Annotated in this window: 20 protein-coding genes; 2 read left to right on the forward strand and 18 right to left on the reverse strand. The window is 60.4% G+C overall.

Translation table 11 applies throughout. The features are described from left to right. The first annotated feature begins 11 nt into the window (after window positions 1-11). Window positions 12-827 carry an enoyl-CoA hydratase-related protein gene (locus FAZ95_RS14600; RefSeq protein WP_137333110.1) on the forward strand — a complete coding sequence of 272 codons (816 nt, stop codon included), beginning with the start codon at window positions 12-14 and terminating at the stop codon, window positions 825-827. 478 nt (window positions 828-1,305) lie between these two features. Here the strand turns inward: FAZ95_RS14600 and FAZ95_RS14605 are convergent, their stop codons facing one another. From FAZ95_RS14605 to FAZ95_RS14625, 5 genes are all read right to left on the reverse strand, one after another. After that, window positions 1,306-2,667: an epoxide hydrolase family protein gene (locus FAZ95_RS14605; protein WP_137333111.1), complete on the reverse strand. Its 1,362-nt coding sequence runs from the start codon at window positions 2,665-2,667 to the stop codon at window positions 1,306-1,308. Window positions 2,668-2,702: 35 nt separating this feature from the next. Continuing rightward, complete coding sequence (locus tag FAZ95_RS14610) at window positions 2,703-2,912, reverse strand: hypothetical protein (RefSeq protein ID WP_137333112.1); 210 nt, start codon at window positions 2,910-2,912, stop codon at window positions 2,703-2,705. A gap of 76 nt (window positions 2,913-2,988) precedes the next feature. Further along, window positions 2,989-4,041, reverse strand: a complete 1,053-nt coding sequence (locus tag FAZ95_RS14615; RefSeq protein WP_137333113.1) for an alpha/beta fold hydrolase — start codon at window positions 4,039-4,041, stop codon at window positions 2,989-2,991. Between the two features lie 185 nt (window positions 4,042-4,226). After that, window positions 4,227-4,586, reverse strand: a complete 360-nt coding sequence (locus FAZ95_RS14620) for a COG4315 family predicted lipoprotein (protein ID WP_137333114.1) — start codon at window positions 4,584-4,586, stop codon at window positions 4,227-4,229. Between the two features lie 543 nt (window positions 4,587-5,129). Beyond that, the gene (locus FAZ95_RS14625) at window positions 5,130-5,660 is read right to left on the reverse strand and encodes a hypothetical protein (protein ID WP_137333115.1); all 531 of its coding nucleotides are present in this window, start codon (window positions 5,658-5,660) and stop codon (window positions 5,130-5,132) included. Between the two features lie 398 nt (window positions 5,661-6,058). Here FAZ95_RS14625 and FAZ95_RS14630 point away from each other — a divergent pair, with 398 nt between their 5' ends. Further along, a complete protein-coding gene (locus FAZ95_RS14630) occupies window positions 6,059-7,075 on the forward strand; it encodes a substrate-binding domain-containing protein (protein ID WP_137333116.1) in 1,017 nt (338 codons plus the stop codon). Window positions 7,076-7,482: 407 nt separating this feature from the next. On the opposite strand, the gene FAZ95_RS14640 is transcribed toward FAZ95_RS14630, so the two are convergent. The 13 genes from FAZ95_RS14640 to FAZ95_RS14700 all read right to left on the reverse strand — a co-directional run bounded on the left by FAZ95_RS14640 (window position 7,483) and on the right by FAZ95_RS14700 (window position 22,169). Beyond that, the gene (locus tag FAZ95_RS14640) at window positions 7,483-8,139 is read right to left on the reverse strand and encodes a tyrosine-type recombinase/integrase (RefSeq protein WP_137333117.1); all 657 of its coding nucleotides are present in this window, start codon (window positions 8,137-8,139) and stop codon (window positions 7,483-7,485) included. 359 nt (window positions 8,140-8,498) lie between these two features. Then, window positions 8,499-9,473, reverse strand: coding sequence for an isoaspartyl peptidase/L-asparaginase family protein (locus FAZ95_RS14645; RefSeq protein ID WP_137333118.1), 975 nt, complete (start codon window positions 9,471-9,473; stop codon window positions 8,499-8,501). A 23-nt stretch (window positions 9,474-9,496) separates the two neighbouring features. Beyond that, complete coding sequence (locus tag FAZ95_RS14650) at window positions 9,497-11,065, reverse strand: peptide MFS transporter (protein WP_137333119.1); 1,569 nt, start codon at window positions 11,063-11,065, stop codon at window positions 9,497-9,499. 57 nt (window positions 11,066-11,122) lie between these two features. Then, entirely contained in the window at window positions 11,123-12,028 is a 906-nt protein-coding gene (locus FAZ95_RS14655; protein ID WP_254699710.1) for a MurR/RpiR family transcriptional regulator, read from the reverse strand. 683 nt (window positions 12,029-12,711) lie between these two features. After that, entirely contained in the window at window positions 12,712-13,260 is a 549-nt protein-coding gene (locus FAZ95_RS14660; RefSeq protein WP_137333121.1) for a cupin domain-containing protein, read from the reverse strand. A gap of 63 nt (window positions 13,261-13,323) precedes the next feature. Beyond that, a complete protein-coding gene (locus FAZ95_RS14665) occupies window positions 13,324-14,046 on the reverse strand; it encodes a GntR family transcriptional regulator (protein ID WP_137333122.1) in 723 nt (240 codons plus the stop codon). Window positions 14,047-14,138: 92 nt separating this feature from the next. Beyond that, window positions 14,139-15,374: a metal-dependent hydrolase family protein gene (locus tag FAZ95_RS14670; protein WP_137333123.1), complete on the reverse strand. Its 1,236-nt coding sequence runs from the start codon at window positions 15,372-15,374 to the stop codon at window positions 14,139-14,141. Window positions 15,375-15,423: 49 nt separating this feature from the next. Further along, on the reverse strand, window positions 15,424-16,422 hold the full coding sequence (locus FAZ95_RS14675) for a 4-hydroxyproline epimerase (RefSeq protein WP_137333124.1): 999 nt from the start codon (window positions 16,420-16,422) through the stop codon (window positions 15,424-15,426). A gap of 82 nt (window positions 16,423-16,504) precedes the next feature. Further along, on the reverse strand, window positions 16,505-17,938 hold the full coding sequence (locus FAZ95_RS14680; RefSeq protein WP_137333125.1) for an aldehyde dehydrogenase family protein: 1,434 nt from the start codon (window positions 17,936-17,938) through the stop codon (window positions 16,505-16,507). A gap of 64 nt (window positions 17,939-18,002) precedes the next feature. After that, window positions 18,003-18,905 (reverse strand): dihydrodipicolinate synthase family protein, encoded by a 903-nt coding sequence (locus tag FAZ95_RS14685; protein ID WP_137333126.1) that lies wholly within the window; start codon window positions 18,903-18,905, stop codon window positions 18,003-18,005. A gap of 73 nt (window positions 18,906-18,978) precedes the next feature. Beyond that, window positions 18,979-20,253: an NAD(P)/FAD-dependent oxidoreductase gene (locus tag FAZ95_RS14690; RefSeq protein WP_137333127.1), complete on the reverse strand. Its 1,275-nt coding sequence runs from the start codon at window positions 20,251-20,253 to the stop codon at window positions 18,979-18,981. A gap of 60 nt (window positions 20,254-20,313) precedes the next feature. Continuing rightward, complete coding sequence (locus tag FAZ95_RS14695; RefSeq protein WP_137333128.1) at window positions 20,314-21,462, reverse strand: branched-chain amino acid ABC transporter substrate-binding protein; 1,149 nt, start codon at window positions 21,460-21,462, stop codon at window positions 20,314-20,316. A 161-nt stretch (window positions 21,463-21,623) separates the two neighbouring features. After that, window positions 21,624-22,169 carry a GAF domain-containing protein gene (locus FAZ95_RS14700; RefSeq protein WP_137333129.1) on the reverse strand — a complete coding sequence of 182 codons (546 nt, stop codon included), beginning with the start codon at window positions 22,167-22,169 and terminating at the stop codon, window positions 21,624-21,626. Between the last annotated feature and the right edge of the window lie 10 nt (window positions 22,170-22,179).

A 22,179-nucleotide genomic window follows, 5' to 3' on the forward strand; every position in this document is an offset into this window, starting at 1 on the left:
GGGAGGCCAGAATGACCCTTGCACCTGAACTGACTGATGCGTTGCTAAGCGTCGACGGGCGTGTCGCGATACTGACCATGAACCGGGACGATGTGCGTAACGAACTGACCGGCACGAAGCTCGTCGACGATATTGAACGCACCGTACAGTGGATTAACGCCGAGGAATCTATCGGCGTCTTGATTGTGACCGGTGCCGGAAAGGCCTTTTCATCCGGCGGAAACATCAAGCACATGTTGCATCGCGAAGGGAGTTTCGGAGGTGACGTATATGAGGTCCAGCAACGATATCGAAAAGGCATCCAGCGCCTGCCGCTGGCGATGCATCGTCTCGAGGTCCCTTCCATCGCAGCCATCAATGGCGCCGCATTGGGCGCGGGCTTGGACCTCGCCTGCATGTGCGACCTGAGACTGGCAACAACCGACGCGATCATGGGTGAGACCTTCATCAACGTGGGCATCATTCCCGGGGATGGCGGAGCGTGGTTGCTCCAGCGACTCGTCGGCTACCAGCGGGCCGCAGAGCTGACGTTTTCTGGCCGCACCTTTACCGGTGCGCAGGCCAGGGAACTTGGTATCGTTCTCGACGCCGTGAGCGCGGACCAGTTGCTGGATACCGCGCAACAGTTGGCCAGGGGCATCGCAGCAAAACCTCCGCAAGCCCTCAGGCTGACGAAGCGCCTGATGAAATCAGCCCAGCGCATGGAACTACCCGACTTCCTCGAACACTGTGCCGTGTTTCAGGGGATGTGCCACAACACCGAGGACCATATCGAAGCGCTCGCCGCGACACTCGAAAAGCGCGCGCCTCAATTCAAGGGGCAATAGGCGCGCCCACGGCAGTTGCACAAGAAAGGAGCACACGATGGCCAACCTATCCCTTTCGAGCGGTACATCAATCGACGAGATTGCGGACCGCTATCGAAGTCGAACGGTCATACCCCCACGCGGACTCGCGTGGCCGCAGCTCGGCCAAAGTTGACGTTCCGGTAACGCTGCCGCTGAGGCAGCTTCAAGTCGCTTTCCTGCCGTTCCCGTATCGATGGGCGCGAACGTCAGGTCTCGTTGTCAACGAACGCGTGCTCCCGACCCGCTAGCGACATTCAACCTTGGCAGCTGAGCGACTGCTGTCGAGTGACAACCCGTCAAGCGATCGTCGGTGCAACGAGTGCGAGACAGAATCACCGGCGCGATTGGGCCACTGCGACGCGCAACGGCCTTCGCACCACCTAACGGGATCACTGGAGTCAGCAATACACCGGAAGTATCGTTTCTGCCCCGGAAATGTACGCGCGCCCTGCCTCTGCTACCCTGCTTTCACGTTCGCTTGACGCACCGGCTTGAACGCCGCGCGCAACTCTTCCGTAAAGAGTTGTGGCTGTTCCCAGGCTGCGAAGTGACCGCCTTTGGAAACCTGGTGGTAGTAGTACAGCGAGGGATATGCCTGCTCGCTCCAGCTCTTCGGCGCGCGATAGATCTCATGCGGAAACACGCTGATCGCCACCGGAACCTTGATGTCTTGAGTCTTCTGCGTGACGGAGCTGAAATTGTTGTTGTTGTTTTCCCAGTAGAACCGTGACGACGACGCCCCTGTGTTGGTCAGCCAATACAGCGTGATGTCGTTGAGCATCTCATCCTTGCTCAGGACACGCTCGGGCACTCCGCCGCTGTCGCTCCATTGCGCAATCTTCTCATACATCCAGGCTGCGAGGCCCGCAGGCGAGTCCGAGAGGGAGTACCCGATCGTCTGCGGACGCGTGACCATGAGGGCCCCGTACGCCGCGTTTCTGCCGAAGAACGTGCTCAGCGACTGATAGGCGTCCCGCTCGGAATCGGTCAATCCAGCAGGAGCCGGGGCGCCGTTATTGATGCCCGCCATGAGGTCGCCCGGAACGGTGGCCGGCATATTGAGGTGAATCGCGAGCAGGCCGGGGGGCGCCTGGCGGGCCAGCGCATCGGAGATGACAGAGCCATGGTCGCCGCCCTGCGAGACGTAGTGCGTGTATCCGAGGCGCTTCATTAGCACGTCCCACGCCCGCGCGGTGCGGTCGGGTCCCCAGCCCAGCTCTTTCGGTTTGCCCGAAAAGCCATAGCCGGGAATCGACGGAATCACGACGTCGAACGCGTCTTCCGGACGCTCCCCATAAGCCACGGGATCGGTCAACGGGCCGATGGCCTTGATGAACTCGAACATCGAACCGGGCCAGCCATGCGTCAGGATGATCGGCAACGCATTGGGATAACGCGAGCGGACGTGGATGAACTGGATGTCGACCCCGTCGATGGTGGTCACGAACTCGGGCAGCGCATTGAGCTGTGCCTCGGCCTTGCGCCAGTCATAGTCAGTACCCCAATAGCGCACGAGCTCCTGCACTTTCGCCAGTTGAATGCCTTGCGAATCGTCCGTGACGGTCTCCTTGTTCGGCCACCGCGTGTCCACGATGCGCCGACGCAGGTCGTCGAGTTGCGCCTGCGGAACGTGAACGCGAAACGGGCGGATGCTTTCGTCGCTGTGCGTACTCGCCACCGGAGCACTCGACACCGCGTCGGAGGCGTATGCGGGTCGCAAACAGCCAGCGAACACGAGAAGGATAAAACCGATCGCCGTCGTCAATGCCCAGCTGGCGCTGGTACGGCGAGGCGCGATAGGGAGGTCTAATGCAAACATGTTTTCTCTCTTACGAATTTGGTGTGAGGAATGCGTCATTGCGATTCCAATGAGTCGATACGTGCCTGTGTCACCTCGTCGGGATACTCGCGCTCATAGGCCTCGAACAACTCTGAGCACAGAGTTGCCAATGCGGTGAGACTCACCGCTTGGCCTACATACTCGACCTCGCCCGCGTTAAGGATGTCGTCGAGGATTGGAGTAAGACGGCGCAGTCGCCGGAAAGTGGAGGCATCAAGTTTCATATCGGTACTCGTGACGGGCGTTGATTACAAGTCGTAGCACGCAAGGCCTTTCGACATGCCATTGACCCGTCACCGCTCAGTAGGATTCAACTTCGGCGACCGCCTCAGCGAACGCCTGTGGCGCTTCCTGAGGAAGGTTGTGCCCGATACCACCTCTGATGATTCGGTGTGTGTATTTGCCCGAGAACTTCTTGGCATAGGCTGTACTGTCCGGGTGCGGTGCACCGTTGGCGTCACCTTCAAGAGTGATCGTGGGTACAGTGATGACCGGACCTTCCGCAAGACGCTTTTCCAGATCGTCGTATCTCGGCTCGCCTGTGGCCAGACTTTGCCTCCAGCGGTAGTTGTGGATCACGATGCTGACATGGTCCGGATTGTCGAAGGCCGCCGCGGTGCGATCGAACGTGGCGTCGTCGAATGCCCACTTCGGCGACGCGATCTCCCAAATGAGCTTCGCAAAATCGTGCCGATACTTCTCGTAGCCGGCTGCACCGTGCTCTGTGGCGAAGTAATACTGGTACCACCACGCGTACTCAGCTCTTGGCGGCAGCGGCTTCTTGTTGAGTTCACGGTTGTTGATCAGATAGCCACTCACGGCGACGAGGGCTTTGCAGCGCTCCGGCCAGAGGGCCGCGATGATGCAGGCGGATCGTCCACCCAGGTCATAGCCGCCAATGGTCGCCCTCTGGATCTTCAGAGCATCCATCAGAGCGACGACATCCACAGCGACTGCCGCTTGCTGGCCATTCCGAATGGTTCCACTTGAAAGAAAGCGGGTCGTGCCATGGCCACGCATGTACGGAATGATCACCCGGTACCCCGCCGACGCTAGTAGGGGGGCGACATCGACATAGCTGTGAATGTCGTAGGGCCAGCCATGCAATAGAATCACCACAGGACCCTCGGCCGGGCCCGCTTCGGCGTATCCGACGTTCAGCAGGCCCGCATCGATCTGCTTCAGCGGACCGAATGATGTGTTCGTCCCCGGCTTGATGGCGGGCAAATGAGCCCGTTCTGCATCGCCCGATTTCGCCCTTGCGGAGCCAACCATCCCGAACTGTGAAGCGGCAAGAGTCATGGCCGCAGTGCCCAGGAACCCGCGACGGCGGTAATCGACATCGTGTGACATTTTCACATCTCCAATTAAGGTTTAGTGCGGTCGGCGAGCGCGACAGGGCATAACTCCGATCGGGCGGAGCTCATGCGGCCGCGTCAACGACTTTTCAGACGATGTGCGCTTTTAGCCTGATTACTTTGCATACCTATTCATCAATCTCGCGCATCGGCATCGTCTCATCCGGTCAACCTGACATCTCAAGGCTTCGCGGTATGCCACACCCCCTTGATGCCGTCTCCGGTCGACTCGCCGGGCTGTTCGTCTTTGACAAAACGGTACAGCGGATGTCCCTTATAGGTCCATTGCTTCTGGCCATCGAGCGTGGTCAGGAAACTCCAGCTACCGCTTGCCCTGTCATGCCCGCTGGCAATCGCGGCCGGCCAAATAGCCGCGCACTCGCCCGTGCAGGCACTCTTTCCTGGCTCTGTGTCCTTGTCGAACGTGTAGAGCGTCATGCCATTTTCGTCGACCATCACGCCATTCGAAACGTTGGGTTCCTTCGCGTACGACACGAAGGGAACAGCACAAGCAACGATGCAAAGCAAAGCCTTTATCATGAAAGCCATCCATATAGTTGCAACAGCGTCACCCGGGCACGTGACTTTCGATAGCCCGACGAGGAACACCCTCCCCTGTCTACTGGTGGTAAAAAGGGCTCGCATCATGCGCGCCGGATTTCACTTTTGTGATGCGATTCCAACCGGGATCAATGCGAGTTTGCCGATGGCAGGTGCTTGCCCCTACAGCCTTCTGAGGCTGTGATCGGGTCAATCTTCGTAGATTTGTACTCCATAATATCCGTGAGCATCTGACGCATTCATCGAGGTGAACATCCGCACCCAGACAGATATTCCAATGACTGGATTTTTTTCGTAACTCCAACTGATTCGCCTTGCGCATGCTCCGCCTGCCAGGCGTTCGAACAGATGATGGTGTAACCCTGTCTGTCCGGGGGCAGCCACTCGAACCGTCCAGCGTTAGCTCACGATCCCACGGGTTCCCCGTCGCTATTCGACATTGCGCGCCACATCGCGCACGGCCTCCTCCGTGACGGTGAATTGGCAAACGTCTGCGTCGCTAACGCGAAAGCGCCGGCATCCTCATACAGCCAAATGGGGTCGACCATCGCGTGTCGAGGGCTCGCGGTAGAACCATTCAAAGAGAACTGCGCAAAGCAGGAAGAACACCATATGAGCGCAGGCGAAATACAACATGCCACCCACGCTTATAACCCGATATCCCGCAAAGCCCTGATGGATCATCGGCAGGACGATACAGGCATTCGCCAGCCAGACGAGGGCCCCGTACGTCGCACCTCTTCTCCACGCGCCACCGGGCAGAAACACAAACAGAAAGGCGTACACGATGCCCATTGCGATTCCGACTGCAACGTGAAAAGCCTGTTGGAAGCTATATGTCTGGAAAATGGGGCGTACGGTGACGTGTCCGCGTGCCACTTGAAGAAGCAGCGAAAGAAGGCTGCCATTACCCGTTACTAGCTGAAAATGGGCCGCGCATGAAAGCAAGGCCGTGTTCACGGCAATTGCGATGGCCGCCGCAGCCAACGCGCATCCAAGCCGGGCGAAGAAGCGGGAATTCCTGGAGCAGCTGCTTGCATAAAGTTGAAGCATCGTAGTTCCTGAAGACGTAGTCGACTGAATGCAAACGCGTAGTTGCGCTGTTTATTCCATCCTCGGGGACACCTTTGTGAATTTCGCCCGCGGAAGAGGGCCTCACGCGACGCAGCGCTTCTTTCCCTCAGGAATGACTCACCGTGTTCGAATCGTCCACGGCGCGCTGGTCCGTCTCAAAAGCCTATCGGGTGAATCCGAGTCTCATCCAGGCCTTGGGTCGAAGACTGGAATAAACATCATCGACCGATGTTTGCCCGCATAGGGTTCATGAGCCACACAAGCGACAGTCACGACGTTCGAAGCGAACTGCCCTGCGCCACTGTCGCTGTAAAACCTCGCCCGGCTGGCGCTGACGTGTGTGTGGGCGATAGTCAATCTGTTCTGAGGTATTCTCGATGTACAACTTGAGAAGAAATGCGCTGGTGTGCACTCTCTGTGCCGCAGCTGTGCTTGCAGCGCCACTCGCCTACGCCGTCGCGGGTATTGAAACGGCGCCACCCGAAGCAGTTGAGCGCGTTTCGCCGCCTTGGCAACAGGGTGCGAACAACGACGCACCCGAGCGCGGCCTGTCATTCACTGAGCCCGATGCGGATAACCTCGCCGACTTCCACGGCGATCCGATCCATTCGGCGCTCGCGCTGTATGTCGGCGGCAACTACTTCTTCGCGATGGCGCCGCTCGTCCACGCGTTCGAAGCGCGTTATCCGCAGTACAAGGGGCATGTCTATTGGGAGACGCTCCCTCCAGGCCTGCTTGTCAAGCAGATGGAGTCGGCCGGCGTGGTGACCGTCGGCAACATGACGTGGACCGTCGCACCCGACGTCTACCTTGCGGGCCTGAAAACGGTGCAGAGGGAGATCGATGCAGGTCTGCTGCAGGCGCCGGCGGTACCTTATGTAACGAACACGCTGACTATCATGGTGCCGAAGAACAATCCCGCGCACGTCGAAAGACTCGCAGATCTCGGCGAACCCGGTGTGCGACTCGCAATGCCAAATCCGGCGTTCGAAGGGGTCGCGCGACAAATCAAAGCCTCACTCGAAAACGCGGGCGGCGACGCGCTCGTGAAGGAGGTATACGACACGAAGGTCAACGACGGCTCAACGACACTCACCCGCATCCATCACCGGCAGACGCCTCTGTGGATCATGCAGGGCAAGGCCGACGCAGGCATCACGTGGCGGTCAGAGGCGCTTTTCCAGGAGCAGGCCGGCCATCCAGTGGCTCACGTCGACATCCCTGCTGCCAACAATACGATCGCGATCTATGCCGGCGCGCTCGTCAAGGGTGCATTGCATGTACAGGCCTCGCGGCGCTGGCTCGACTTTATCCGTTCCCCGGAAGCACAGTCGGTCTTTGAACATTACGGCTTCACGCCGCTCCAGCCGAACGCCGGCATGAGCGCAAGCTGACGCCTTCTCTGACAGACCGGCCCTCGGACGAAAACCGGGTGTCGTGCGCTCTGTTCACACGAAGATGTGACTTTTCTATCTCTTTAGGTTATCAAAGCAATCCTATCGGGCGCACATCCCGGGTTGCGTACCTCCCGAAAGTATTCGTGCCGATCCGGCTCAATGTTTCATTTCAATAGGAGTACACGTTAATGTATATCGATGCCTGCCATCGTACGGGGCGATCTCATGAAATCGATTCTCGGCGGTGACCCCCCCCGCGGATCTGCCGGCTCCCGAGCGCAATGCCTACCAGGCTTTGAGTTCCTTCTTCGGCCGCAATGCTGCCTATGGCGCGATGATGGTCACGCGTCCGCTGACCATCGGCTACTCGTTGTCGGATTCTCCCCGGGCCTGGCCGCCTGGATTTATGAAAAGGTTGCACAGTGGAGCGATAGCGACGGCGTGCCCGAACTGGTGCTATCTAGGGACGAGATCTCAAGCGCGTCGTCGACTTCGATGCCAAGGTACCTGATTGTGCTTTCAACCTTGCTATGGCCAAGCAGCAACTGGACGGCCCTGAGGTTCTTTGTTCGCTTGTATATCAAGGTTGCCTTGGTACGACGCATGGAATGTGTGCCATAGACCGTCGGGTCAAGTCCCGCCGCCCCCGCCCATCGATGTATCATCCGCGCATATTGCCGGGTTGAAATGTGTGGGGACGCCGATAGCCTACTGGGGAAAAGGTATTGCTCGGGCCTCAGAGCAGCCTCATCAAGCCACGCGCCGACTGCCGTGCGGGTCGGCTCGGTCAGTTCGAACTGTACGGGTCGCTGCGTTTTTCGCTGGACGATCAGCGCCCGCGGCAGCACCTGATTGCCGCGGGTGTTATCGCCGACTCGCAGACTGACAAGGTCACAACCGCGCAGTTTGCTGTCGATTGCAAGGTTGAACAAGGCGAGATCGCGGACAGCATGATCGTTCCGAAGATAGATCCGGATGGCCCAAACGTCCTTGGGCCTCAGCGGCGGCTTCTGGCCGACCAACTTGCCATTGTTCCACGCCACGCGAGTTTCGGTTTCCATGACAGACTCCCTCAGGGATGATGGGAGTTCGATTGTGTTACTCCCCCTGACGGTCGCTTTTGGCGGACCTGACGGAGACTCACTCGCGGCCAACTCCTGCCGCTCCTAGCTCCTTATGAACGGACATTCAAGCGGCAGATCGCACTTCGTAAGCGGCCGCTGGAGTGCAGGCGTATATGACGGAGCACATTCGCGACCAGTTCACGGGCGCCAGCTCGCCGACATGACGGGCATAAGCGCACACAATTTCCCGGCGCGCAGGCTCGTTGCTCAGACTATGGCGATCGCAAATGCACCGATTTCGTCTGAACGGTTCCTAGGCTAAGGCCTTTTTCTCTGGCATTGGGAAGAGCCGTCAACTACCGATAGATATCGACGTACCGCTTGCCATCGCTTTGAACAACGCCGCGATACATCCCTTCGGTGTTGAACGGCATTGAAACATGCCCCTCGACATCGACGGCAACGAGTCCTCCCGTTCCGCGTTGCTGCAGGATCACCTCGTTCACGACCGTGCGCGCGGCTTCATCGACTGTTGCGTGACCGTACTTCATCCGCGCAGCGACATCATGCGCCGCGACAGCGCGGATAAACGCTTCTCCCGTTCCCGTCGTGGACACGGCCACGCGTGCGTCGGCAAACGTGCCGCATCCGATCAGCGGGGAATCGCCGATTCGCCCGTGGCGCTTGTTTGTCAAGCCGCCGGTGGACGTCGCTGCGGCCAGATGCCCAATTGCATCGAGCGCGACGGCGCCGACCGTACCCAGCTTGTGCTCGCCATTGATGAGTCGGCTCGCGTCGCAAGGATCCTGTTTGCGAAGCAGTGCGGTGCCGTCGTGATCAAGTAATTCGCGTCCGGTATCACGCACGGCGAGCAACTGCTGCCAGCGGAAATCGGTATAGAAGTATTCGGGCTGCTCCAGAGCCAGGCCCTCGTCGGCTGCGAATTGCTCAGCCCCCGCTCCCGAGAGCAACACGTGCGTGGAACGATCCATCACGCGTTGTGCCGCGATGACGGGATTCTTGATGCGAGACACGCCAGCCACCGCGCCTGCGCGCCCGGTATGGCCTTCCATGATGGCCGCGTCCATTTCGTGCGTGCCCGCATGCGTGAATACGGAGCCGCGCCCGGCGTTGAAAAGCGGGCAATTCTCCAGCGCGACGACGGCGGCAACAACAGCCTCGACGCTCGATCCACCGCCATTCAGAACCTGATGGCCTGCGTCGAGCGCTTCTTCGAGTGCTGCCCGATGAGCGGCTTCCTGTTCCTCCGACATGACGCCGCGCTGCAGTGTTCCGGCGCCGCCATGGATTGCCAGGATGTACTGTGCCATTTCACGCCTCCTGCCGTATTCGATCAATGCGCGTGAGTCGCAGCTTGAGCCGGTTCGTCCCCGACGAGCTTTCTCATCATCGGCATCATGAGGAACAGCAGGGCCGATACGGCGATGAGCCCTGCGGCTATGCCCCCATAGAGCAATGTCATCCGTGCCGGGACAGGCATGTAAAAGCCCGCAAAGTAACCGGCGAGCTTGTAGCCGAACGAGCTTCCAAAGAACCAGAGTCCCATCATCAATCCAACGAGCTTCACCGGTGCGAGCTTCGTGACGAGGTTCAAGCCGACAGGGCTCAAGCAGAGTTCGCCAAACACTTCGAACAGGAACAGACCGGCAAGCCAGAGCGGATTGACCTTGGCGCCGATATAGAGCGACGAGGCCATGATCGCAAACCCGGCGTAGCCAAGACCGATCAACAGCGGCGCCACGGCGAGCTTCGCGAGGCTCGAGGGTTGACGAGGGCCGAGCCGCGCCCAGAGCGCCGCGAACACCGGCGCGAGCAGGATCACGTACAGGGCGGTCAGCGACTGGAACCAGGCTGCCGGTACGAGAAAGCTGCCAATATTTCGCTGCACCAGATCCTTGGCAAAGAGACTCAGGCTCGAGCCTTTCTGTTCATATGCGGACCAGAAAGCAATTGTCACGACGAAATAGATGCCCATTACGGCGAGGCGCTTCCACTCGGCAGCAGTCAGTTGTTCCTGCAGACCCATCATAACGACGAGAACGAGCGCATCGAAGGCCAGCAGGAACGGAAGCACGTTTTGCCAGTTGCTTCCGGCGAGCAACGTGCCGATGACGGTGAACACGCTGAGCGCGATATAGACCGTCGTTCGCAGCAGACCACCTTGCCGTTTCTGTGTCGCCTGTGCGGGTTTTGCGGCGCTCCGATCGCCGACATGCGCGAGACGGCCTCTTTGCCGCCAGAAAACGATGAGCCCGATCAACATGCCGACGCCTGCCGCTGCAAAACCGAAGTGCCAGCTATTGACCGGATCGATGCCGAATGAGCGCAGCACATTCCTGAATGGCTCAGCTTCCGCAAGAAAGCCGCAGACAAGCGGCGCGAGGAATGCGCCGATGTTGATGCCCATGTAGAAGATCGAGAACCCGCTGTCGCGGCGCTCGTCATCCTTTGGGTAGAGGCCGCCCACAAGTGCGCTCACATTTGGCTTGAGCAGACCCGTCCCGCATGCAACCAGCACGAGCCCGGTGAAGAACGTCGGGACCGCCGGAATGGCCATGGTGAAGTGGCCGCATGCGATGATGATGCCGCCGATTAGCACCGCCCGACGCGTGCCGAGCAACTGGTCAGCGATGATGCCGCCGGGAAGCGCGAGCAGAAACGCGGCCATCGAATACGTGCCATAGATCGCCGTCGCGTGGGGCGTGTCGTAGCCGAGCCCGCCGAGCCCTGGGGCCGCAACCATGTACAGCACGAGAATGGCTCTCATGCCGTAGAAGCTGAATCGCTCCCACATCTCGGTGAAGAACAGTGTGGTGAGCCCGCGCGGATGCCCTGCAAGCCCCGTCGTGTCCCTGAGCTGCTGGACCGGTGAACCGGTAGCGCTATCGGAGGTAGTGTTCATCTTGCGTCTCCTCTGCTTCTCGACCTGCTGAGACAATTGAAGGCGACCATCGCGAAGTCACGATCGGTTGCGACTTCTGCGAGGCGCACCAGCACCGCCATCGCCACCCTTTCGGCTGATGCCCCTGGTCTTGCCGCTGCGCCTCGTGCCCGCTTCGGCTTTCGCCTGCGTCGACGACGTGGTGTCGAACACGAGATACGGCAGAACCGTTTGCGACAAAGTGGCCGCCATGGCTTTTGTTTGCGGCGTCGCTTTCAGCACTTCTGATGTCAATGTTTCGATGAGCGCCACCATGGCCACCGCACTTGACGACAGCACCCGATGCTCAGCCGGAGCCAACAACACCGTGTCGGCCGTAGCGGCGAGAGGCGCGGTCGGGTTGTCGGTCAGGGCGACGACGAAAGCGCCGCGTTCGCGGGCAAATCGCGCGAGTTCGACCGTGTCGCGCGAATAGCGGGGCAACGAGATCGCGATCAGCGTGTCGCCTGTGCCAATGTGCGCCATGTGTCGCGCGGCTTGCTCGCTGCCTCCTCCGGCAGCGGCCCATATGACGCGCCGGTGATACGGCATCAACGTGTCCGCCAATAGGCCGGTCAAATAGGTGCTCAGGCCTAGCCCGAGACAATACACAGAGTTGCTCGAAACGATGCGCGTCACCGTCTGGGCCAGTCGCTCTTGTTGCAGCGAAGAATCCATCGCGACAAGGTTGCGCTGGTGATCTGCCAGCCATGCGCCGATTCCTTCCTGGGCAGTTGGCGCTGCCAGTTTCTCCACTGGTTGCAGCGCTTGCCGCACGACTGCGGCAAGTTCCGCCTTCAGCTCCGAAAACCCGCGATATCCGGCGTGCCTGGAGAACCGGTTGACGCTGGCAGCGGAGCCTCCGCACGCTTCGGCGACTTCCTCGATCGTAAGCGTCGCGGCATCGAGCGAATGCGAGGCAAGCCATCGCGCGACGGGCTTCAACGCCGCCGACGCGGTGGCGGATGCATAGTGAATGCGCTCGATCACGCCGGGGAGTTCGGCTTCGCTCACAGGCATGAGTGGGTCGTCTTGGTCAACGTACGTTTGTAGTATGGCGCGTGAATCTAAATTTTCAAGTTGGTGAAAATACGAAAATTCTTATTCACCTGTCCGTGGGAGACCGTGCGAGGCTGCCATTCATCTGACTACCGCGGCCTTGGCGTGCTCGATCCCGTGTCGGACCGAGCGACAGATGTGGACTCGAAAGCGGCCGTTTTCAGTGTGAGGGAACGAACGGCGGCATTGGGTCGAAAGTACGCATTCGTCAAAGTCGGTAGCGGCCGTTCGCCGTTGCCATCGGCGAACGGCGGCTCTGAAGCAGTGAGCGGGCATATCAGCGTCGATGGGCGAACGGCAGCAACGGCCGAACTGCAGTCCGATGCCCCCGCTCCGCCGGCCACACCTCGCTGCGCTAGCAGCGATAAGGAGCGAATTATCACGGCTATCTCTTCCCGTGCCCGGCACGGATGCCGCAAGGCATTTGACCTGGAGATTTCGCAAAGTCCAACGGAATAGCCGAAGTCGGGAATCCAGCTCCAACGGGAACTGTTGCGCCGTCGTCGCCCCCCAGCCGTACGACTACTAGAAGCCGTCGACAAGCATCCTGACGAATAATCAGCAAACCGCTAACCACCCGGCTTCGAAACCGGCGTGAACCCGGTACTCGCTTCAATTTCCAATACGTCGTCCGGTCGCGCGAATGCAGCGGGCGCCGTTTCACCCGGTCGACGCGGGTGACCGACTGCTTTAAAGAATTTTTCGAGCCCGGAAGGCACGAAGAACCAGACCCAATGCAAGTCCGCTGTCCCATCGTTGATGAGCGTGTGCGACTGTCGCGCCCCAAGGAAAATCGTTGTCCCTGGTTCTAGCCTATGTTCCACGCCTTCAATGATCGCCTTGCCATACCCGTGAACGATGTGAAACACCTCTTCGGCATCGGCGTGGGCATGGAGACGAACGTAGCCGCCGGGCGGCACGGTCTGCGTGCCGACCGAGAATGCGCGCTGCATTGCGGCCAGGTGAGGTGCAACGTGCACCGATGCGAACCCGTTCGCGGGAACGGGCTGCCAATAGCTCTCCTCGTTGTCCGGCCGAACGACGAGATAGCGCCTCTCGGCCGCCGTATTGCTCGTGCCCGGATCGGCCCGAGTCGATTCGGACGATTCGTTTGCCATTCGCATTCCTCGTGAAAGTTCGACGTTCGTCGGCACAGCGCCGGGCCGAGGATGCCCGCAGGCTCAACGCGCCATGATCGCGTCCACGACCGAGATGATTTGCTGAGACGCGGTCTTGACGTGCTGTTCGAGCAGCTTCGCGCCGAGTTTCGGGTCGCGCTTCCTGCAGGCCTCCACCAGTCCCATGTGCTCCTGATGCGATTGTTCGCGAATCGGAACCTGAAAGACCTGAAAGCGGAAATACCTGTCGCTGCGATCGTGCAGCACACGTAGCATCTGCAGCGTGATGTCCTTCTGAGCCGGCACATAAAGCGTTTCGTGAAAACGCCAGTTCAGATGCCCCCACTCGCTCGAGTCGGCCTTGTCCATTTCCTTGACGAGCCGTTCAGCCTTGCCTATCTCAGCGTCCGTGATTCTCGGAATCGCCTCGGCGAAAATCCACGGCTCCAGACGAAGACGAATATCGAATGTCTCCCGGACCTCCTCGATAGACAGTTCAGCCACATACGCACCCTTGTGCGGCACGCTGGTCAGCAACCCTTCGGCGGTCAGTCGCGTGATCGCTTCGCGGATCGGCACCCGGCTCACGCCAAGCTCCTCCGCGACCGCCTCCTGGCGCAGCACCTCGCCCGGGGCCAACTCGCCGCTCAAAATGCGCTGTCGGATCGCCGTTGTTACTAATTCGACCGTCGTTGGCCGAACGATTTTTCGGGTGGATTCGGCCGCGAGGGCTTCCGTCACGTTGGATTCTTCTGCGCGGCGTTTTTTGGCTGCAACTGGGGACATGATGACGTTACTCGAAATGCGGTATGTAACTACCATCGTAGCACGCAGTTGGCTTTAGGATCCAAAATCCAAACCAGCATTCGCCGTGTGGTTCACGCAAGCGCTTGGCGAACCCAGTTTCCGCCCTTCATGATCCCCACGATATGCTCGCCCTGGCCGGTGAGAAGATTGATGTCCTTGAGTGGATCGCCATCCACGACCAATAGATCGGCTAGCGCTCCTGCGCTCACGACCCCGAGACGCCCTGCCATTCCGACGATATCCGCGCCAACGGCCGTCGCCTGGCAGAGGGTCTCAAAGACCCCGAGAATGCCGGCGCGAATCGACAGTTCGTCGCTCTGATATTGATGCATGTCGCCCAGCAGATCGGTACCCAATCCCATCTTGACGCCGTGGCGCTTGAGCAGCTCCAGCGCCTTCAAGCCCTGGATGCGCACCACTTCATTCTTCGCAAGCGCGCTTTCCGACACCCCTGTTTTCGCGCCCACCTTGCTCATCGCATCGTAGGTGACGAGGGTCGGCACCGCGAACGCGCCATATTCGGCCATCACGGCAGCCGATTCCTCGTCGACCAGGTTGCCATGCTCGATCGTACGCACACCCAACTTCACCACTCGCGCTATCGCTTTGCCTGTGTACGCGTGCGCCATTACGTACGTTTGATGGGACGCTGCCTCCTCGACAACGGCCTTCACCTCATCGACGGAAAACTGCAGATTGCCAATCGGATCAGTCGGCGACGCGACACCACCTGACGCCATGATCTTGATGTGATGCGCCCCGGCGCGCATTTCCTCGCGCACCGCCTTGCGCACCTCGTCGACGCCATCGACGATCCGCCCAATTGCACCGAGATTGCGGTAGCAGCCGCACGGGTCCGGATCGGAATTATCGAACCGCTCGCGAAAATCCCCGTGGCCGCCAGTCTGGGACAGCGCCTTGCCGGCAACGAACAGCCGCGGCCCCGCGATGACGCCCTCCTCGATTGCCCGCGAGAGCGCATAGTCCGCGCCGCCCGCGTCGCGCACGGTTGTAAAACCCCGATCGAGCATGCCGCTCAGAATCGGAACTGCCCGCAACACCGCGAGCGTGTTCGGCAAGCGGCCGTTATTCCCTAGATGGGCAACCGATGCCACGACGTGCGCGTGACAGTCGACCATGCCGGGCATCACCGTCCTGCCGCCGACGTCGATGGACTGGGATCCTTCGGCGGAAACCGGTTCGCGGGTGACCTCCTTGATCGTATCGCCGTCAACGACGATGGAGTAACGGCCCGCGTCGTTCTCGTGGTTGATGTCCAGAATGCGTGCGTTCTTCAGGATCAGCATGTCGGTTCCTCATCTATTCCTTCGCCGCGAACCCGTCGTTCACGGAGCTTCACTTGAGCAGGAAGCCTTTCGCCAACGGGTCACGATCGTCGACGAAGATCGTGTTGTGTCCCGTCACCCGCGCCCAGCCTTCGATGCTCGGAACGATCGCGTCGAACTCACCCACCTTGGCCGCCTCTTCCGGAATACCTGTGAAGAGCGTGCCGATAATGCTCTCGTGCACGAAGCGCTCGCCGATCTTCAACTTGCCCTTGCCGACCAAATGCGCCATACGCGCTGACGTGCCGGTGCCGCACGGTGAACGGTCGATGGCCTTGTCTCCGTAGAACACCGCGTTGCGCGCACTCGCGCCTTCAACGGTCGGGGCGCCCGTCCACATCACGTGGCTCAAGCCTCGGATCTCTGCCTTTTCCGGGTGAATGAAGGGGTATTTCTCATTGGCCTTCTGCCGCAGAATGGGACTCAGTCGCTGAATGTCCGACGGCTTCAATGCATGCAGCCCAACATAGTTCGCCTGCGGTTCGATGATCGCGTAGAAGTTGCCGCCGTACGCAACGTCGAACCGAATCTCGCCCAGTCCGTCCACCTCCACGCTGAGATCCGTCGAATGCAGGAACGACGGCACGTTGATGAGCTGAACGGAGTCGACGTGATCGCCGTCCATCTTGTACTTCGCGACGACCAGACCCGCCGGCGTATCCAGACGCAGCACACCCGGTTCCCTTGGACGCACAAGACCGTGCTCGATGGCCGACGTCACGGTCCCGATCGTTCCATGGCCGCACATGGGCAGACACCCGCTCACTTCGATGAACAGGATGGCGACGTCGCAATCCGGGCGCGTCGGCGGGTACAGAATGCTGCCCGACATCACCTCGTGCCCGCGCGGTTCGAACATCAGCGCTGTTCGGATCCAGTCGAACTCGCGCTCGAAATGCGCGCGCCGCTCGATCATGTTCTGGCCTTCCAGTCGGGGCGCCCCGCCCGCGACAACCCGGACCGGGTTGCCGCAGGTATGTCCGTCGATACAGAAGAAAGTCGATTTCATCGTTGTGCTCCGTTGGCTTCTATCGGAGATGCGCGCCCGAGGCCGCGCATTTCATCCACGCTCAAACACCCAGCATGGCGTTTTATGCCTTCACGTATGCCGTCTTCACAATCGTGTAGAACTCACGTGCGTAGGCGCCTTGTTCGCGAGGGCCGTAGCTCGACCGCTTGCGGCCGCCGAACGGAACGTGATAGTCCACGCCGGCCGTCGGCGCGTTCACCATCACCATGCCCGCTTCCGCACGGCGCTTGAAATGAGCCGCGATCTTCAGCGACGTCGTGCAGATGCCGGATGCGAGCCCGTAGGGGGTGTCGTTTGCAACGGCGAGCGCTTCGTCGTAATCCGCCACCTTGATGACCGATGCGACCGGCCCGAACACTTCCTCTCGATTGATCCGCATCGAATTCGTGGTGCCAGTAACGAGCGCCGGCTGCATGAAGAAGCCTTTGGTCGGCCGCTCGACTAGTTCACCGCCGAAGACCTGGCCGCCCTCCTCGCTGGCGATCTTCAGGTACGAGAGGTTTTGCTGCAGTTGGCGGCCGTCGACAACGGGGCCGATTTGGGTTGCATTGTCGAGCGCGTGACCGACGACGAGAGCCGCCGCCATCTGTTGCAACGCGCCGACGAACCGGTCGTGAATCCTTGCCGTGACGATCAGGCGCGATGACGCCGTGCAGCGCTGCCCGGTGGAAAAGAATGCGCCGTCCAGAGCCGCATTGACCGCAACGTCGAGATCCGCATCGTCCACGACGACCATCGGATTCTTCCCGCCCATCTCGAGCTGCACCTTCTTGCCCGTTTCGACACACTTCGCGGCAATCGCGCGCCCCGTCGTCTCGGACCCCGTGAAGGTGATGGCGTCGACGTCCGGCGACGTCACGAGCGCATTGCCGATCACCCGGCCCGGACCGAGCACAAGGTTCAACACGCCGGCAGGCAGGCCCGATTCCGCGAGAATCTTGACGAGTTCGGTGGCACATCCCGGTACGGCTTCCGCCGGCTTGATCACCACCGTGTTGCCGAACGCAAGCGCGGGCGCAATCTTCCACGCCGGAATGGCGATCGGGAAGTTCCAGGGCGTGATCATGCCGATCACGCCCAGCGGCTCGCGCGTTACTTCGACCGTCATGCCGGGTCGAACGGACGGGACAATCTCGCCGCCCACACGCAGCGCTTCACCCGCGAAGTACTTGAAAATATTGCCCGCGCGCGTGACTTCGCCAATCGCTTCTGGCAGCCGCTTGCCCTCTTCGCGCGCGAGCAGCGTGCCCAGCTCTTCCCGTCGCGCGAGGATTTTTGCTCCGGCGGCATCGAGAATGTCGGCGCGCTGCTGCGGCGTCGTCAGTGACCAGTTGCGAAACGCATGGCGTGCGGAGGCAATGGCGTCCGTGACCCGCGCTTCGTCTGCCAACAATGCCTCACCGACGATATCCGAGAGATCCGACGGATTGACGTTCGGCAGCGAATCCGACGCGCCAAGCCATTCTCCGTTGATGAAACTACGATATTGGGTCATGCACCCATCTCCAAAGCGGCAACCGGCCGCGCCGGAATATGGCGTGGCCGGTTGATTTCATCGACTACTTCGCCAGCGCGCGCAGATTGGCGAGCGTCTTTTCAACGATGTCGACGATCTTCTGGCGCTCTTCTCCTTCGAGCTTCAAACGCGGCGCCTTGACGTTCTCCGAATAGCCGGCGGTGATGTTTTCAGCCAGCTTGATGTACTGAACCAGCTTGACGTGCGTGTCGAGGTGGTACAGGTCGATCAGCAAGCGGTAAAGCTGGCGGGCCTTCTCGAAATCGCCGGCCGTCGCGAGGTTCATCAGTTCGACCGACTCCTTCGGAACGGCATTGGCCATACCCGACACCCAGCATTTCACGCCCAGCGCGACGGATTCGAGCACCAGGTCGTCGACGCCGCAGATCACCGCCAGACGATCGCCGAAGCGGGAAATCAGATCGGTCACGCGAGTCGTGTCGTAGGACTCCTCCTTGAGTGCCTCGATGGTCGGCTCTTTCAGCAGCTCGGCCACCACGTCCGGGGTCAGGTCGACGCCATAGCCGCGCGGATTGTTGTAGAGCAAGATCGAAAGCTTGGACGCTTGCGCGACGGTCTTGTAGAAGGCGATCGTTTCGCGGACATCGGACTTGTAGGTCAGGCCCGGGAACACCATCAGACCCTGGACGCCGATCGCTTGCGCATCCTTCGCGAACTGGACCGCGGCTGCGGTGTTCGTCTCCGCGAGGCCCGAGATCACCGGGACGCGGCCAGCGACCGTTTCGACGGCGATCTTGAGCACTGTGCGCTTCTCTTCCGGTGTGAGCTGAGCGTTCTCGCCGACCATGCCCATCATGACGACGCCACTGACACCGTTTTCGATCAGGCGGATCAGACCGGCCTTGATGGCATCGTGGTCGAGCGAGCCATCATCCTTGAGCTTGGTCGTCGCGGCAGGAATGACACCTTTCCAATTGAGTTGCATAGCTATACCTCTTAATAAAAATTGACAATGAAGCGGGAAATCCCGCGAGTAAATCGAGGTCGCGGGGGCCTCGCTAATTCCGGAAGCGTTTGATCGAATAGGGCTCCAGACTGATTCCGGGCGTTCTGCCGGCAAGCAGGTCGGCCACGAGAGCCCCTGTCGTTGCGGATTGCGTGAGGCCAAGGTGGCCATGGCCGAACGCATAGATAACGTTCGACGCACGAGGCGACTGGCCGATCACCGGCAATGAGTCAGGCGTCGCCGGACGATGCCCCATCCACTTCACGGCGCCTGCATCGTTGATTCCCGGCAGGAAGCGCTTGCCCAGAGCGAGCAGCGCGTCGCTGCGCTTGTAGTTGGGCGGTGCCTTCAGACCGGCGAATTCGGCCGCGCCGCCGATACGTACGCCGATATCGAGAGGCGTTGCGACGAATTTGCGTTCCGCGAAGATCACTTCGCGTGACAGACTGATCCCATGCGACGGCAGCGTCGTGTTGTAACCTCGCTCGCTGTCGAGCAGAACGTGATCGCCGACCGTCGCGGCGATTTCGGCAGACCAGGCGCCCGTCGCGACGATGATGCGGCGCCCCTTTATCGGTTCGCCCGTTGCGAGAACCGCGGACTGCGCAAGACCATCGGACAAGTCGAGTGCCTTGACGCTGCCTTCCACAAACTGCGCGCCCAACTCGCGAACGCGGTTGCGTAGCTGGATCACGACGCGCTTGGGGTCGCCGATGTGAGCCCAATCGTCGAGGAACACGCCGTGGCGAAATACAGGCGCAAGCGACGGTTCGCACTCGCGGACCTCGTCGGCTGTCATGGCTCGCCAACGCACACCGAGTTCCCGTTTGAAAGCCCATTCGTGCTGGTCGGCAGCGAACGCTTCATCCGTCTCGTAGATGGTCAGCGCGCCGCGCCGGTAGAAGCTGTCCATCACGCCGATGTCTTCGAACATCGGGACGATGTCGTCATAGACGCGATTGTTCAGCTTCGCGAGCGCAAAGGAAATTTCCTTGAACCGTTCCTCGTTGCCAGTACGCTGGAATTCGAGGAACCACGGCAATGCCGCGGGCAGATGCTTCCAATCGAGCGAGAGCGGCCCGAGCGGATCGAAGAGCCACTTGATGGCCTTCATGTACAGCCCATTCACGGAAATCGGCGTGCTCTCGGTCACGGCAATACCGCCGGCATTCCCGTGCGACGTGCGATCTCCTTCGAAATCGCGATCGACAACGGTGACCGTGGCGCCATCCCGAAGCGCCGACCAGGCGCAGGCGAGGCCCACGATGCCGCCGCCGATGACGACGACATCAGGAGTTGTCCGCGAATGCTGAGCTTGCTGTGTCATTTCGAATGAATCGAACTGTGGCGAAGGTGGACGGCAGACGGGTCGTCCACCACGGTGCGGTTACTTGCCGCCGAGCACGGTCTGCGGAACCCACTTCCCGTCCTCGCACTTGTAGACGGTGATGATTGCGTCGCGCAGATCGCCGTACTGGTCGTACGCGAAGTGATCGCTCGTCACGCCCTTCATGTCGGTTTTCGCGAGGACGGGCAGGTACTTCGCCGGGTCCGACGAGTTGGCTTTTTGCATCGCCTGCATCATCGCCATCGCGCCGTCATAGGTGTACGGCGCATAGGTCGTCGGTTCACCGCCGAACTTGGCTTCGTAACGCTTCGCGAAGCCCGCGCCGCCTGGCATCTTGTCGAGCGGCAGGCCCGCGAGCGACACGATCACGCCTTCCGAGGACGGTCCGGCAATCTTGATGAAGTCCTCGGTCTTCGACATTTCACCCGAGGCGAACAGCGCCTTGATCGCGAGGCCGCGTGCCTGCTTGACGAGCGGCGCGGATTGCGCGTCAGCCCCTGCGTAATAGATGAAATCCGGATTCTTGGATTTGACCTCCGTGAGGATGGACCGGAAGTCCACAGCCTTATCTGAAGTGAACTCATGGTCGATGAGGCTTCCACCGGACGCCTTCACCGCCGCTTCGAACTGCTCAGCGAGCCCCTGGCCGTATGCAGTCCGGTCGTCGATGATCGCGATCCGCTTCGCGTGCAGCGTTTCGACGACATATTTGCCCATCACGCTACCCTGCTGGGTGTCCGACGTCATCATTCGGAACGTCGTCTTGAAGCCCTGGTGCGTGTAGGCTGGCGCCGTCGCGGTGGAAATCTGCGGGATACCGGCGCGCGAGTAGATGGCGGATGCCGGAATCGTCACGCCGGAGTTGAAGTGCCCGAGCATGCCCTTGATACCGTCGTCGACGAGCTTCTGCGCGACGACCGTTCCCGTCTTGGGATCCGCCTGATCGTCGAGCGCTTCGAGCACGAACTTCGTCTCCTTGCCGTCGATCGTCGGCTTCGTTGCGTTGAAGTCGTCGATGGCAAGTTGGACGCCCGATTCGAAATCCTTTCCGTACTGCGCCTGAGCGCCTGTCATCGGCGCGGCCAGGCCAAGCTTGACCGTTTGTGTTGCAGCCGCCTTGACCGGCGAGCCGAGGACAAGAGCCGACAGCGCCGAGGCCGCTGCAAAATTGATGATGCGGACGTTCATACCAGTCTCCTTCCTACCCCAAAAAAGCCGCCTCGGCCAGAATCGGGTTCAATATTTTGGATCCAATATCCAGACATCGAGCCCATGATGCCGCCCTTCAGCGGGTCTGTCAATTCACTTCCGAAATTTCCGGGGCGGTTCTTGCCGTCCCGGCCCAAGGACTACACCTGCTCCATCCGGTCCGGTTCGCCGAACTGCTGCAGCTTGCGGACGGATGCTTCCAGTGTCGTTACCGCGAGCTGCGCGAACACCAGGGCGAGATCGACGTCGGCACCGTCGTAAAGGCCTGCTTCGCCTAGCAGATTCAAAGTGCCCAGCGTGATGCTGCCTTTTCGCACGGGGATGTTCAGCACGCTTTCGCAGCCGATCGACCACAACACTTCGTACTCGGAGAACACGGCCTTAATGGCCTCGCGAGTCGAGCCGAGAAAAATCTCGCCACGACGCAGGACCTGCTCCGTCCAGCGACTATGCGTGACCCGCTTCATGCCGCCGACAGGATTGATGTCAGGACGGTTGCTATGCAAACGACCCAGCCGATTCGACGCTTCGTCATAGGCAAGTACCGTGAAGAGTCGCTGTCCGAACACGTCCGTAAGCGTTCGCTCCAGTTCGCACCAGATCGACTCTGCCGCATGTCCCTCATGGGTCGCGCGAGCGAAACGCTTGAGCGCCGGAAGTACAAGCGCCTGATTGCCGAGTTCCATCTTTTTCCCA

The sequence above is a fragment of the Trinickia violacea genome (genome assembly GCF_005280735.1).
In the GTDB taxonomy this organism is placed as follows: domain Bacteria; phylum Pseudomonadota; class Gammaproteobacteria; order Burkholderiales; family Burkholderiaceae; genus Trinickia_A; species Trinickia_A violacea.

Coding starts and splice junctions, on each gene's coding strand:
- FAZ95_RS14645 (WP_137333118.1), bottom strand. CDS start 9,473: ATGGCACAGTACATCCTGGCAATCCATGGCGGCGCCGGAACACTGCAG.
- FAZ95_RS14605 (WP_137333111.1), bottom strand. CDS start 2,667: ATGTTTGCATTAGACCTCCCTATCGCGCCTCGCCGTACCAGCGCCAGC.
- FAZ95_RS14615 (WP_137333113.1), bottom strand. CDS start 4,041: ATGTCACACGATGTCGATTACCGCCGTCGCGGGTTCCTGGGCACTGCG.
- FAZ95_RS14685 (WP_137333126.1), bottom strand. CDS start 18,905: ATGCAACTCAATTGGAAAGGTGTCATTCCTGCCGCGACGACCAAGCTC.
- FAZ95_RS14700 (WP_137333129.1), bottom strand. CDS start 22,169: ATGGAACTCGGCAATCAGGCGCTTGTACTTCCGGCGCTCAAGCGTTTC.
- FAZ95_RS14640 (WP_137333117.1), bottom strand. CDS start 8,139: ATGGAAACCGAAACTCGCGTGGCGTGGAACAATGGCAAGTTGGTCGGC.
- FAZ95_RS14630 (WP_137333116.1), top strand. CDS start 6,059: ATGTACAACTTGAGAAGAAATGCGCTGGTGTGCACTCTCTGTGCCGCA.
- FAZ95_RS14665 (WP_137333122.1), bottom strand. CDS start 14,046: ATGTCCCCAGTTGCAGCCAAAAAACGCCGCGCAGAAGAATCCAACGTG.
- FAZ95_RS14675 (WP_137333124.1), bottom strand. CDS start 16,422: ATGAAATCGACTTTCTTCTGTATCGACGGACATACCTGCGGCAACCCG.
- FAZ95_RS14650 (WP_137333119.1), bottom strand. CDS start 11,065: ATGAACACTACCTCCGATAGCGCTACCGGTTCACCGGTCCAGCAGCTC.
- FAZ95_RS14610 (WP_137333112.1), bottom strand. CDS start 2,912: ATGAAACTTGATGCCTCCACTTTCCGGCGACTGCGCCGTCTTACTCCA.
- FAZ95_RS14625 (WP_137333115.1), bottom strand. CDS start 5,660: ATGCTTCAACTTTATGCAAGCAGCTGCTCCAGGAATTCCCGCTTCTTC.
- FAZ95_RS14620 (WP_137333114.1), bottom strand. CDS start 4,586: ATGATAAAGGCTTTGCTTTGCATCGTTGCTTGTGCTGTTCCCTTCGTG.
- FAZ95_RS14690 (WP_137333127.1), bottom strand. CDS start 20,253: ATGACACAGCAAGCTCAGCATTCGCGGACAACTCCTGATGTCGTCGTC.
- FAZ95_RS14660 (WP_137333121.1), bottom strand. CDS start 13,260: ATGGCAAACGAATCGTCCGAATCGACTCGGGCCGATCCGGGCACGAGC.
- FAZ95_RS14600 (WP_137333110.1), top strand. CDS start 12: ATGACCCTTGCACCTGAACTGACTGATGCGTTGCTAAGCGTCGACGGG.
- FAZ95_RS14670 (WP_137333123.1), bottom strand. CDS start 15,374: ATGCTGATCCTGAAGAACGCACGCATTCTGGACATCAACCACGAGAAC.
- FAZ95_RS14695 (WP_137333128.1), bottom strand. CDS start 21,462: ATGAACGTCCGCATCATCAATTTTGCAGCGGCCTCGGCGCTGTCGGCT.
- FAZ95_RS14680 (WP_137333125.1), bottom strand. CDS start 17,938: ATGACCCAATATCGTAGTTTCATCAACGGAGAATGGCTTGGCGCGTCG.